Origin of the sequence: Klebsiella sp. MBT K-1, assembly GCF_002556465.1 — a bacterium.
Taxonomy (GTDB): domain Bacteria; phylum Pseudomonadota; class Gammaproteobacteria; order Enterobacterales; family Enterobacteriaceae; genus Klebsiella; species Klebsiella grimontii.
The window spans coordinates 357,332-370,357 of record NZ_PDEL01000002.1 but is presented as its reverse complement, the minus strand read 5'-3'; the positions used below and the strand labels follow the sequence as shown (position 1 = coordinate 370,357).

Sequence of the window (13,026 nt, the reverse complement as noted above, 5' to 3'; positions counted from 1 at the left end):
GCGCAAACCTTAAGCGCCGGTTCCCCGGGGACGACCTCAGGGGAACATCGAATTTTTGCGGGACGACCCGCGACCCTGTGAGTTCCGCTTATGTTTGATACCTTACTGATTGCCAACCGCGGCGCGATTGCCTGCCGCATTCTGCGCACCCTGCGCGCGATGCAGGTGAAGGGCGTCGCCGTCTATTCCGAAGCCGACCTGAGCAGTCTGCATATCCGCGACGCCGATGAAGCCCTCAGCCTCGGCGACGGCCCGGCGGCGCAAACCTATCTGGCCACGGAGAAGATCATTGCCGCCGCGCAGCAGAGCGGCGCCCGGGCGATCCACCCCGGCTACGGCTTTCTGTCGGAGAACGCGGCCTTCGCCGAGGCCTGCGAAGCGGCGGGGCTGGCCTTTGTCGGCCCAACCCCGCGGCAGCTGCGCGTCTTCGGCCTGAAGCATACTGCCCGCGCCTTAGCCAAAGCCGAGGGCGTGCCGCTGCTGGAGGGCAGCGAACTGCTGGCCGACAGCGACGAAGCCTGCCGGGCGGCGGAGGCGGTGGGCTATCCGGTGATGCTTAAAAGCACCGCCGGCGGCGGCGGGATCGGCATGCGCGTCTGCCGCGACGCTCGTGAGCTGACGGAGGCGTTCGCCACGGTGCAGCGGCTGGGGCAAAACAACTTCAGCGACGCCGGCGTATTTCTCGAAAAATATATCGAACGCGCCCGCCATCTGGAGGTGCAAATCTTCGGCGACGGGCGGGGGGACGTTATCGCCCTCGGGGTGCGCGACTGTTCGGTACAGCGGCGTAACCAGAAAGTGATTGAAGAGACGCCCGCGCCGAATCTGCCGGAAGGCACCGCGCAGGCGCTATGCGCGGCGGCTATCGCGCTGGGTAAAGCGGTGAGCTACCGCAGCGCCGGCACGGTGGAGTTCGTCTATGACAGCACGGCGCGGCAGTTTTATTTCCTCGAAGTGAATACCCGGCTTCAGGTTGAACACGGCGTCACCGAGCAGGTGTGGGGCGTTGATCTGGTGCGCTGGATGATTGAGCTGGCGGCGGGCGATTTACCCCGGCTAGACGTGCTGGCTGCCGGGTTACGGCCTCAGGGGCATGCTATTCAGGCGCGGCTTTACGCCGAGGATCCGGGACGGCAGTTTCAGCCGTCTCCCGGACTGCTAACGGAAGCCATCTTTCCACCGGCGGACGGCGCCGCCCTGCGTATCGACCGCTGGGTGGAAGCCGGCTGCGAAGTGCCGCCGTTTTTCGACCCGATGCTGGCGAAAACGATCGCCTGGCGCCCCAGCCGCGATGAGGCTATCGCCGGCCTGGCGCAGGCGCTGGCGGAGACCCGCCTGTACGGCGTAGAAACCAACCGCCTGTACCTGCTGCAAATTCTTGGCTTTGCGCCGTTTACCGAAGGCGAGCCCTGGACCCGCTGCCTTGAGCAGCTGCGCTACCGGGCGGCCACCGTGGAGGTGCTGAGCGCCGGGACCCAGACCAGCGTGCAGGACTATCCGGGACGTCTCGGGTACTGGGCGGTGGGCGTACCGCCGTCGGGGCCGATGGACGATCGCGCCCTGCGTCTCGGCAACCGTCTGCTGGGTAATGCCGAGGGAGAGGCCGCGCTGGAAATCACCCTCAACGGGCCGACCCTGAAATTTAATACCGACGTTCAGGCGGTGGTGTGCGGCGCGCCGCTGGCGGTGACGCTCGATGGCGTTGACCAGCCGCTGGACCGCGTTTTTACCATTCCGGCGGGGGCGACGCTGAAGCTTGGCGCGATAAGCGGCGCAGGGGTCAGAAGCTATCTCTGCCTGAGCGGCGGTATTCAGGTGCCGGACTATTTGGGCAGTAAAAGCACCTTTACCCTCGGTCAGTTTGGCGGCCACGGCGGACGGGCGCTGCGCGGCGGCGACGTGCTGCATCTGGCGCCGCGCGCCGCCGCCAGAGTCGGGGATCAACTGCCCGCCGCGCTCCGCACGACGCTTGCGCAGGTACGGACGCTGCGGGTGATTTATGGCCCCCACGGCGCGCCGGAGTTTTTTACGCCGGCGTATATCGCGACTTTTTTCGCCACCGACTGGGAGGTTCATTTTAACTCCAGCCGCACCGGCGTGCGCCTGATTGGACCCAAGCCGCTGTGGGCCCGCGACAGCGGCGGCGAAGCGGGACTGCATCCGTCGAATATTCACGATAATCCTTACGCGGTGGGCGCGGTCGATTTTACCGGCGATATGCCGGTGATCCTCGGGCCGGACGGGCCGAGCCTCGGCGGTTTCGTCTGTCCGGTCACCGTTATTGAAGCCGACCTCTGGCAATTAGGCCAGCTCAAGGCCGGGGACAAAGTACGTTTCGTGGCGGTAGATTTACCCACCGCCCGGCGGCTGGCGCAAGGGCGGCGCGCCGAGCTGGCGACCCTAAGTCACCAGGCGATAGCCTGGCAGCCCGCGCCCCTGACGTCGCCTGTCGTCATGACCTGCGGCGAGGCGGATAAACGCCTGGTGGCGCGCCTTTCCGGCGATACCCACCTGCTGCTGGAAGCCGGGGAGCCGGAGCTGGATCTGGTGCTGCGTTTCCGCATTCATGCCCTGATGCAGGCCCTGGAGGCGCAATCCGCAGAAGGCGTGATTGATATCACGCCGGGGATCCGCTCGCTGCAAATCCATTTCCAGCCGGAAACCCTGCCCCTGGAGACGCTGCTGGCCCGGGTGCGTGGCGAGTGGTCCACGGTTTGCCTGAGCGACGATCTGCAGGTGCCGACGCGCGTGGTGCATCTGCCGCTCTCCTGGGACGACCCGGCCTGCCGCAAGGCGATCGATAAATACATGACCACCGTGCGCCAGGACGCGCCGTGGTGCCCGAGCAACCTTGAGTTTATCCGCCGGATTAACGATCTGCCTGACGAGCAGGCGGTATGGAATACGGTGTTTGACGCCAGCTATCTGGTCATGGGGCTGGGCGATGTTTATCTCGGCGCGCCGGTGGCGACGCCGCTCGACCCGCGCCATCGCCTGGTCACTACCAAGTACAACCCGGCGCGCACCTGGACGGCGGAAAACTCGGTCGGCATCGGCGGGGCCTATCTGTGCGTCTACGGCATGGAGGGACCCGGCGGCTATCAGTTCGTTGGCCGGACCTTGCAAATGTGGAATCGCTACCACGACGTGGCGGATTTTGCCGGCAAACCCTGGCTGCTGCGTTTCTTCGACCAATTGCGTTTCTATCCGGTTTCGGCCGAAGAGCTGCTGCAAATTCGCCGCGATTTTCCGCTCGGACGCTACCCGCTGCGCATTGAGAACAGCACGCTGCGGCTGGCGGAATACCAGCAGTTTCTCCACCGCGAAGCGCACAGCATCGGCGCGTTTCGCGAGCATCAGCAGCGGGCGTTTAACGCCGAACGCGATCGCTGGATAGCCAGCGGCCAGGCCCATTTCGACAGCCAGGAGGGCGCCGTGGATGAGGGTGGCGACGCGCCGCTGCGTCAGGGCGAGCAGGGGGTGGAGAGCCCGATTTCCGGCAACTTATGGCAGGTACAAACCGCGGCAGGCAGTCGGGTTCGCGCGGGGGATGTGCTGGTCGTTCTGGAGTCGATGAAGATGGAGATCCCGCTGCTGGCCCCCTGCGACGGCATTATCCAGCAGGTTCACGTGCAGCCGGGCAGCGCGGTGCGCGCCGGGCAGCGGGTGGCGGTGATTATTGAGGAGAAGGCATGATGCAGCAGACGTTTGATTTACGCCTGGCGACCCTGGCGGCAGACTATCGCAACGGCAAAACCACCCCGCGCCGCCTGCTGGCGGAAGTGCGCCAGCGGGCGCAGGCGCTGAACCCCGAATTCCGCTTATTTATCCATATCCTGAGCGAAGAGGAGCAGGAGCCGTTTCTGGCGGCGCTGGAAGGCCTCTCGCCGACCGAGCTGCCGCTATACGGCGTGCCGTTCGCCATCAAAGACAATATCGATTTGGCGGAGATTATCACCACCGCCGCCTGCCCGGCGTTTGCTTACCGGGCGGAGCAGAGCGCGACGATTGTCGCTCAGCTGATCGCGCTGGGGGCGGTGCCGGTCGGTAAAACCAATCTCGATCAGTTCGCCACCGGCCTGAACGGTACCCGCTCGCCGTACGGTGCTTGCCGCAACGGCTATCTTGCAGATTACCCATCCGGGGGCTCCAGCGCCGGTTCCGCGCTGGCGGTGGCGCTGGGCGTCGCCAGCTTCTCGCTGGGAACGGACACCGCCGGCAGCGGCCGCGTCCCGGCGGGGCTGAATAACCTGGTGGGTCTGAAGGCCACGAAAGGGCTGATCTCCACCGCTGGGGTCGTGCCCGCCTGCCGTACGTTAGACTGTGTGACCTTTTTCAGCGCCACCGCCGACGAGGCGAGCCAGCTGCTGGCGCTGGTCGCGCAGTACGATCCGCTGGATGCCTGGAGCCGCCATAATCCGCAGTGGAACAGCCGTCAGGCGTTCGGCAGGCCGGCAGCCGGTTTTCGTTTTGGCGTTCCGCGCGAGCTGAATTTCCTCGGCTGCAGCGCAAGCGAGCGTCTGTTTACCCAGGCCCGGCAGCGGCTGACGGCGCTGGGTGGGGTGGCGGTTGAGATCGAATTCGCGCCGTTTCTGGCGGCAGCCCGACTGCTGTATGACGGACCGTGGGTCGCCGAACGTTACGCGGTAGTCGGCCCGTTGATGGCGCGGCAGCCGGAGGCGGTGCTGCCGGTCATTCGCGAGGTGCTGGCGAAAGCGCCGGATACCGACGCCACGGCGACCTTTAAGGCGATCTATCAGCTACAGCAGTACAAAGCCCGGTGCGACGCGATCCTCGAGACCCTCGACTGCGTGCTGACGCCAACCTATCCGCGTCCGGTGACGCTCGACGAGCTGCAAGCGGAACCGATCGCGCGCAACGCCGATCTCGGGTATTACACCAACTTTATGAACCTGCTGGACTACGCCGCGGTGAGCGTGCCGTGCGGATTTATGCCGGACGGCTTGCCCTCTGGCGTTACCCTGTTTGGCCGGGCATTTACCGACCAGTATTTGCTCAGCCTGGCCGACGCGTTTCAGCGAGCGGAGCGGCTGCCGCTGGCCGGCGGGACGCGGCTGGAAACCCCGCCGCCCGAACGCGCCGCCGGTCATGACCGGATGGCGCTGGTTGTTTGCGGCGCGCATCTTGCCGGCCTGCCGCTAAACGATCAGCTGCTGGCGCGGGGCGGCCAGCTGCTGCAGGAAACCCGCAGCGCGCCGCACTATCGTTTGTACGCCCTCGCGGACGGTAAGCGCCCGGCAATGGTTCGCGATGAGAGCGGCGGGGCGGCGATTGCGGTTGAAGTGTGGGAGCTACCCAGCGCGGAGGTCGGTTCGCTGCTGGCGGCCATTCCCGCGCCGCTGGGCTTAGGGAAAGTTGAGCTTGCCGACGGACGCCGGTTAACGGGCTTTATTTGCGAAGCCGAAGGATTAGGCGAAGCCACGGAGATTACCGCCTACGGCGGCTGGCGCGCCTGGCTGGCGCGCTAGGACATCATCACCTCCGTCGAAGTCCCGAGGGAGGTGATTTTTGTGACGACGTCACGTTTCTAACATGCTGAAACATTTCTGCCAAATCATTAGCAACCTTTCGATAGGGCTCCCGCTGCGATAACGCTATTCTTCCCCGCTTTTCCTTTTTCAGGCCCTTTGTAACCCAGGTATATGACCGCTAATGTCCCTAATGAGAGATGAAATTCGCGACCATTCAGCGGAAGAGATGCTATTTATCCGCCGAGCCGTCATTGCGTTTCTACTGGTGGTGGTCTGCTTTGCCATCCTGATCCTTAATCTTTACCGTTTGCAGGTCGATCAGCACGATTTTTATCAGACGCGTTCAAACCAGAACGACATTAAAATGCTGCCCATCGCGCCGAGCCGGGGGCTGATTTTCGACCGCAACGGTATCCCGCTGGTACAAAATATTACCCTCTACCGTTTGCAGGTGATCCCGAGCAAAATCGCCGATATGACGGCGCTGCTGCAGCAGCTGACGCCGATCGTCGATTTAACCCCGCAGGATATCGCCGATTTTCGCGACGATATGCACCACAACAGCCGCTATAAAGAGGTGACCTTAAAAGCGGACCTGAGCGATGTTGAAGTGGCGCGTTTTGCGGTCAATGAGTTTCATTTCCCCGGCGTCACGGTGGAGAGCTACCAGCAGCGCGCATACCCCTACGGGGCCGAACTGGCGCACGTGGTTGGCTACGTATCGAAAATCAACGACAGCGATCTGCAAAAGCTGGCCAAAGCGGGGGAAGAGGAGAACTACGCCGCCGACCATAATATCGGAAAGCAGGGTATCGAAGGCTACTACGAGAAAGCGCTGCACGGCACCACCGGATATCAGGAGGTCGAGGTGGATAACCACGGGCGGGTGGTGCGCCTGCTGAAAGAGGTGCCGCCGGTGGCCGGGAAGAACATCTACCTGACGCTGGATCTGCACCTGCAGCAGTATATCGAGTCGGTACTGAAGGGGCAGCGCGCGGCGGTGGTGGCCGTCGATCCGCGCGATGGAGGCGTGCTGGCCATGGTGTCGAGCCCCAGCTACGATCCCAATCCCTTTGTCAGGGGCATCGGCTATCAGGCCTACCGTTCGCTGCTCGATAACCCGGACCGGCCGCTGATTAACCGGGTCACCCAGGGTCTCTATCCGCCCGCGTCGACGGTGAAACCCTACATGGCGCTGTCGGCGCTATCGGCGGGCGTTATCACGCCAACCACCTCCTTCTTCGGCGCGCCGACCTGGACGCTGCCGGGAACCCAGCGCCGCTACCGCGACTGGCTGAAGAGCGGCCACGGCATGCTTAACGTCACCAAAGCGATAGAAGAATCGGCGGACACCTTCTTCTATCAGGTTGCGTTTGAGATGGGTATCGACCGTATTCACGAGTGGCTCAGCAAGTTCGGTTACGGTCAGTCAACTGGCATCGATCTTAACGAAGAGTATGCCGGGGTGCTGCCGAGCCGGGAGTGGAAACAGCGGGTGCATAAAAAACCGTGGTATCAGGGCGATACCATTTCCGTCGGTATCGGCCAGGGCTACTGGATTGCCACGCCGATCCAGATGGTCAAGGCGCTGACGACCCTGATTAACAACGGCAAAGTGCAAAACCCACATCTGCTTTACTCCATGAAACAGGGGAATAAGGTTGAGCGCTATCAGCCGCCGCAGGATCTGCCGCAGGTTGGCGATCCGCGCTCGCCTTACTGGGGCGTGGTGCGCAACGGCATGTACGGCATGGCGAACCTGCCAAACGGCACCGGCTATAAGCTGTTCCATACCGCGCCGTACCAGCTCGCCGCCAAGTCCGGGACGTCCCAGGTGTTCAGCCTGAAGGAGAACCAGACCTATAACGCGAAAATGATCCCGGTGCGCCTGCGCGACCATATCTTCTACACCCTGTTTGCGCCGTATCAGCATCCGAAGGTGGCGATGGCGCTGATTCTGGAGAACGGCGGCGGCGATGGCGTGGTAGCGGGACCGACGGCGCGCGCCATCCTCGACCATATCTTCGACCCGGCCAACGCGCCGGCGGTACAGGGCGCGGCCTCGACGGTGCCGCAGGTGGAGAGCGCCGACGCGCAGTAGCGGTTATTCGTTGAGAGCATAAGCGTTGGCGGATTGGTTATTTGCCGCCGCCGGCGCTTTTGCGCATAGTAGCGTTCTGTGTTGCTGTGAAAAAGGCGCTCTGATGTCGTTAAGCCGAAATACCCTTCTTCTTGTCCAGACCGGGACTCCGCCGGATGAAATCGTCTCCGACCACGGCGATCTTCCCCTCTGGTTTGGCAATCTGCTGGCGCCGTGGCGCAATAAAATCAGCGTGGCGCGGGTGTATGCCGGCGAGCCGCTTCCCGCGCCGGACAATAATACCGTGGCGGTGATTACCGGCTCCTGGGATATGGTCACGGAGCGCCTGCCGTGGAGCGAAATGACCGCCGCATGGATCCGCGAGGCGATGGCGATAGAGATGCCGCTGTTTGGCGTCTGCTACGGGCATCAGCTAATGGCGCACGCGCTGGGCGGCGAGGTGGACTACCATCCAGCCGGACGCGAAGCGGGAAGTAAAACCATTTCACTGTCCGCACACGGCCTGACGGATCGTCTGCTGGCTGACCACCCGGCGCCGTTCAGCGCGCACCTCACGCATATGCAAACGGTCACCCGATTACCGCCGGGGGCGACGGTGCTGGCCTCGTCGCAGCACGATCCGCACCAGATTGTGCGCTACGGCGCGCATGCCGTATCTACGCAGTTTCATCCGGAGATCACCCCGGCGATTGCCCGCTCGCTGATCGCGTTCCGTCAGTCGGCGCTGCGCAACGAGGGGGTTGACCCGGACAGGCTGAGTCGTGACGTTGCGGAGAGCCCGGTGGCCTCGGCGATTTTGACCCGCTTTGTCGCAGGCTACCTGCAGCCGGATCTGAACCTGGCTTAACGTTAGCGCTGTTTTTCCGCGAGCCAGGCCGCCGTTTCTGCCAGGATTTCGTCGGAAAACGCCGAATCCGCGGTCATCCGCGCCAGAATTAACGCGCCGACCATGGCCGACCAGCTGCCAATCGCCGCGCGACGGCGGGCTTCAGCGTCTTGATCATCCATCGCTTCACTGAGCTGGTCTATGTACTGCCGCAGCCGGGCGGTCATTTCATCGCGCGCGGGTTCGGACTGGCGGATGGTCTCCGCCGCCAGCGCCGCCAGCGGGCAGCCGTTGGCAAAATTATCCCGGTGTTCGGGGGAGAGATAGCGTTCAACGCGCGACGCGAAGTCGTTTTCCGTCGTCTCGCTTTCGATCTTCAGTTCCGCGAGGGTTTGGGCGATCAGGTCATCCTTCGATTTAAAGTAGCCATAAAATCCGCCGTGGGTCAGACCGGCTGATTTCATAATATCGGTGACCGTGACCGCGTCAAAACCCCGCTCGCGAAACAAGCGTCCGGCGGCGGTCAGGATTATCTGCTTATTCTCTTCAACCTGTTTTCTGCTCACTCTCATGGCGTCGTCCTGCTGCGAAATTATTTATGATGACCATCATATAACATTATTTACAGTATACCCAACCCGTGCCATTATACATGACAGCCATCATGTATAAATTCAGGAGTACATCTATGAGCAGCAAATCAGCGGTACTGGTAACCGGCGCATCGACCGGAATTGGCGCAGTCTATGCCGAACGTTTTGCCCGCCGCGGCCACGACCTGGTGCTGGTCGCGCGTAACCGCGAGCGTCTGACGGCGCTGGCCGAGCGACTGCGCGGTGAAACCGGTGTTCAGGTCGACATCCTGCAGGCCGATTTAACCCAGGATAGCGACATCATCGCCGTGGAGCAGCGCCTGCGGGAAGACGCGCGTATTGGGATTCTGGTCAATAATGCCGGTACCTCGATTCCCGGTGATTTCCTCCACCAGAGCAGCGACGATATCACTCGCCTGATTACCCTCAACGTGACCTCAGTGGCTCGCCTGGCGAACGCCATCGCGCCGCGTCTGGCCGAAGCCGGAGAGGGGGCGATTGTCAACATCGCGTCGGTCGTTGGGCTGGGTCCGGAAATGGGGTTGACCGTCTACGGCGCCACGAAAGCCTTTGTGCTGTTTCTCTCGCAGGGGCTCGATGTTGAGCTGAGCGCGAAAGGCGTATACGTCCAGGCGGTACTGCCGGCGGCGACGCGCACCGAGATTTGGCAGCACAGCGGCAAAGATGTGGATACCATTCCCGGCGTCATGGAGGTGGATAAACTGGTCGATGCCGCCCTGGTGGGGTTCGACCGCCGCGAATCGGTGACTATTCCGCCGCTGCATGATGAAACGCAGTGGCAGGCGCTTAACGCGACGCGTCAGGCCATGCTGCCCGGCTTTGCGCAATCTGAACCGGCGGCGCGTTATCTGGGGTGACTGGCTGTTTGTATCACCGTGTATCGGAAAGGAGAGTCGATACACGCTTATGGCGCGCATTTCGAATACAAGTACATCCCGGAGGCGGCGCCAGGGGCGTCTGTCCGGGATGATGGTTGTGAACCTGTAGCCCGACAGGTGCGCAGCACCGCCTCCGGGAAATACAGTGACAACGTCACAAATTCAGGACGAAACCCAATAAAAAAAGCCGATAAGGTGAGTTATCGGCTTTCGAGGTTAGTGCGAGAACGAACTTACTGCGCCAGCAGCTCCTGGGCGGTACGCTCGACCAGGCTCAGCAGCACCTTCACGTCCTCTAACGTCACGATCGGGTTCAGCAGCGTCAGCTTCAGGCAGGTGACGCCGTTGTGCTCGGTCACGCCGACGTTAGCGCGGCCGGAAGCCAGCAGCGCATCGCCAACCCGCTGGTTGAGCAGGGCGATCGCGGCATCGTCGCTGCCCGCCATCTGCTGCGGACGCGAACGGAACAACACGCTCGCCAGCTGCGGCTGCATGACCAGCTCCAGCGTCGGCTGCGTTGCGACGTAATCCGCCACGTTCAGCGCCATCGTCACGCCGTGATCGATGATTTCCGCGTACTGCTTCTGGCCCAGCGCTTCCAGACCCATCCATAGCTTCAGCGCGTCGAAGCGGCGGGTGGTCTGCAGCGATTTGGACACCAGGTTCGGTACGCCGTGCTCTTCATCGAACTCGGAGTTCAGATAGGCCGCCTGATAGCGCATCAGCTCATAGTGGCGGGCTTCTTTTAACAGAAACGCGCCGCAGCTGATGGTCTGGAAGAACTGCTTGTGGAAATCCAGGGTGATGGAGTCCACTAGCTCAATGCCGTCCAGACGGTCGCGATACTTCTCGGACATCAGCAGCGCGCCGCCCCAGGCCGCGTCGACGTGCAGCCAGATCTGGTGCTCTGCCGCGACGGCCGCAATCTCGCGCAGCGGGTCAATCGCCCCCGCGTCGGTGGTGCCGGCGGTGGCGACGATCGCCATAATCTGCTCGCCGTTAGCCTGCGCCTCGGCGATTTTCGCTTTCAGATCCGCCACGTCCATCCGCGCGAATTCGTCGGTTTTCACCAGCGTCACGGAGCGGTAGCCGAGGCCCATCAGCGCCATATTCTTCTGCACCGAGAAGTGGGCGTTTTCTGAACACAGCACTTTGTACTGACGAATATCGCCCGGCAGACCATCCTGCTGGATGGAGTGCCCCCGGCGGGCGAAGAAGGCATCGCGCGCCAGCATCAGGCCCATCATGTTGCTCTGGGTGCCGCCGCTGGTGAAGACGCCGGCATCGCCAGCGCCGTAGCCGACCTGGGCGCGCAGCCATTCAATCAGCTTGATCTCGATGATGGTCGCTGACGGGCTTTGGTCCCAGGAGTCCATACTCTGGTTGGTGGCGTTAATCAGCACTTCCGCCGCCTGGCTAATCACCAGGCTCGGGCAGTGCAGATGCGCCACGCACTGCGGGTGATGTACCGACAGGCTGTCTTTCAGGAAGTACTCGATCGCACGTTCAATCGCCGCCTGGTTGCCCAGACCCTGTTCGTTGAAATCAAGGGTGATGCGCTCACGCAGTTCATCAACGCTTTTCCCCTGATACATTTCAGGCTGCTGCAACCACTGCGCTACCGCCTGGCTGGTCTGGGCGATCGCTTGCTGGTAGGCATCAATACTTTGCGCGGAACCAGCAAGAATCGGATTCAATTTGGACATTGCGGTCACTTACTCCACTCAGACCGGTTTTACGCCGGCGGCCAGCAGGGCCTGTTCAAATTTGTCGAAGAAAATTTCCAGCTCAGCGTTGCTGATCAGCAGGGACGGCAGCAGGCGCAGCACGCAGCCGTGGCGGCCGCCGCGCTCGAGGATCAGACCCGCTTCGAAGCATTTCTTCTGCAGCAGCGCGGAGAGTTCGCCATCCGCCGGGTAGCAGCCCATGTGGTCCGGCGCTTCGTCCGGTTTAACGATCTCGATGCCGATCATCAGGCCCAGACCGCGAACGTGGCCGATAACCGGATAGCGTTTCTGCATCTCGGCCAGCTTGCCTTTCAGCCATTCGCCCTGAGCGGCGGTTTTATCCGCAATCTTATTATCTTTCAGGTGGCGCAGGGTGGTCAGGCCGGTGGCCATCGCCAGCTGGTTGCCGCGGAAGGTGCCGGTGTGGTGACCCGGTTCCCAGGCGTCGAACTGCTTTTTGATACCGAGAACGGCCAGCGGCAGACCGCCGCCAACGGCTTTCGACATCACGATAATGTCCGGCTCAATGCCAGCGTGTTCAAAGGCGAAGAATTTACCGGTACGGGCAAAGCCAGCCTGAACTTCATCGATGATCAGCAGAATGCCGTGCTCCTGCGTCACTTTACGGATGCGCTGCAGCCATTCGACCGGAGCCGGGTTCACGCCGCCTTCACCCTGAACGGCTTCAAGGATCACCGCCGCCGGTTTACGCACGCCGCTTTCGACGTCGTTGATCAGGTTTTCGAAGTAGTAGGTCAGCGCTTTCACGCCGGCTTCGCCGCCGATACCCAGCGGGCAGCGGTACTGGTGCGGGTAAGGCATAAACTGCACTTCCGGCATCATGCCGTTAACCGCCGCTTTTGGCGACAGGTTGCCGGTGACGGACAGCGCGCCGTGGGTCATGCCGTGGTAACCGCCGGAGAAGCTGATCACGGAAGAGCGACCGGTGTATTTTTTCGCCAGCTTCAGCGCCGCTTCAACGGCATCAGCGCCGGACGGACCGGTGAACTGCAGGCAGTATTCTTTGCCTTCGCCCGGCAGCAGGGAAAGCAGGTATTCAGAGAAGCGATCTTTTAACGGTGTCGTCAGATCGAGAGTATGTAACGGCAAGCCGCTGGTAATGACACTTTGGATGCTCTGCAGCACGTCAGGATGGTTGTGGCCGAGTGCCAGAGTACCGGCGCCGGCAAGGCAGTCCAGATACTGTTTGTTATCCGCATCGGTCAGCCAGACGCCTTCCGCTTTGGTAATCGCAAGGGGCAGCTTGCGCGGGTAGCTCCTGACATTCGATTCGAATTCAGCCTGACGGGCCAAAAAGGTATCGTTGTTTGCATCTAATAAATCTGCGCCTAAAGTATCAATACGGACTTTATCCGTCATCATATCAC

The 13,026-nt window shown here is 62.0% G+C and carries 8 protein-coding genes; 5 read left to right on the top strand and 3 right to left on the bottom strand.

Going from position 1 to position 13,026, the window contains the following annotated elements:
- Positions 1-90: 90 nt before the first annotated feature.
- The 4 genes from uca (at position 91) to CMQ96_RS04220 (ending at position 8,440) form a co-directional block, all read left to right on the top strand.
- Entirely contained in the window at positions 91-3,696 is a 3,606-nt protein-coding gene (gene uca, locus CMQ96_RS04235; protein WP_064342653.1) for an urea carboxylase, read from the top strand.
- A complete protein-coding gene (gene atzF, locus CMQ96_RS04230) occupies positions 3,693-5,489 on the top strand; it encodes an allophanate hydrolase (protein ID WP_098066015.1) in 1,797 nt (598 codons plus the stop codon). Before uca ends, atzF begins: the two co-directional genes overlap by 4 nt.
- A gap of 184 nt (positions 5,490-5,673) precedes the next feature.
- A complete protein-coding gene (mrdA, locus tag CMQ96_RS04225) occupies positions 5,674-7,593 on the top strand; it encodes a penicillin-binding protein 2 (protein ID WP_176518975.1) in 1,920 nt (639 codons plus the stop codon).
- Between the two features lie 103 nt (positions 7,594-7,696).
- Complete coding sequence (locus tag CMQ96_RS04220) at positions 7,697-8,440, top strand: glutamine amidotransferase (RefSeq protein ID WP_049090385.1); 744 nt, start codon at positions 7,697-7,699, stop codon at positions 8,438-8,440.
- Positions 8,441-8,442: 2 nt separating this feature from the next.
- Here CMQ96_RS04220 and CMQ96_RS04215 read toward each other — a convergent pair whose 3' ends face one another.
- Positions 8,443-8,991 (bottom strand): TetR/AcrR family transcriptional regulator, encoded by a 549-nt coding sequence (locus tag CMQ96_RS04215; RefSeq protein WP_098066011.1) that lies wholly within the window; start codon positions 8,989-8,991, stop codon positions 8,443-8,445.
- 116 nt (positions 8,992-9,107) lie between these two features.
- Here CMQ96_RS04215 and CMQ96_RS04210 point away from each other — a divergent pair, with 116 nt between their 5' ends.
- Positions 9,108-9,890, top strand: coding sequence for an SDR family oxidoreductase (locus CMQ96_RS04210; RefSeq protein ID WP_024358192.1), 783 nt, complete (start codon positions 9,108-9,110; stop codon positions 9,888-9,890).
- A gap of 254 nt (positions 9,891-10,144) precedes the next feature.
- On the opposite strand, the gene CMQ96_RS04205 is transcribed toward CMQ96_RS04210, so the two are convergent.
- Positions 10,145-11,626 (bottom strand): aspartate aminotransferase family protein, encoded by a 1,482-nt coding sequence (locus CMQ96_RS04205; RefSeq protein ID WP_162626001.1) that lies wholly within the window; start codon positions 11,624-11,626, stop codon positions 10,145-10,147.
- 9 nt (positions 11,627-11,635) lie between these two features.
- Entirely contained in the window at positions 11,636-13,021 is a 1,386-nt protein-coding gene (locus CMQ96_RS04200; RefSeq protein ID WP_098066008.1) for a diaminobutyrate--2-oxoglutarate transaminase, read from the bottom strand.
- Between the last annotated feature and the right edge of the window lie 5 nt (positions 13,022-13,026).

What these genes read in the sequence shown, in the direction of transcription:
- uca (WP_064342653.1), top strand. Translation starts at nt 91, where the DNA reads ATGTTTGATACCTTACTGATTGCCAACCGCGGCGCGATTGCCTGCCGC.
- atzF (WP_098066015.1), top strand. Translation starts at nt 3,693, where the DNA reads ATGATGCAGCAGACGTTTGATTTACGCCTGGCGACCCTGGCGGCAGAC.
- CMQ96_RS04200 (WP_098066008.1), bottom strand. Translation starts at nt 13,021, where the DNA reads ATGATGACGGATAAAGTCCGTATTGATACTTTAGGCGCAGATTTATTA.
- CMQ96_RS04220 (WP_049090385.1), top strand. Translation starts at nt 7,697, where the DNA reads ATGTCGTTAAGCCGAAATACCCTTCTTCTTGTCCAGACCGGGACTCCG.
- CMQ96_RS04215 (WP_098066011.1), bottom strand. Translation starts at nt 8,991, where the DNA reads ATGAGAGTGAGCAGAAAACAGGTTGAAGAGAATAAGCAGATAATCCTG.
- CMQ96_RS04210 (WP_024358192.1), top strand. Translation starts at nt 9,108, where the DNA reads ATGAGCAGCAAATCAGCGGTACTGGTAACCGGCGCATCGACCGGAATT.
- mrdA (WP_176518975.1), top strand. Translation starts at nt 5,674, where the DNA reads ATGTCCCTAATGAGAGATGAAATTCGCGACCATTCAGCGGAAGAGATG.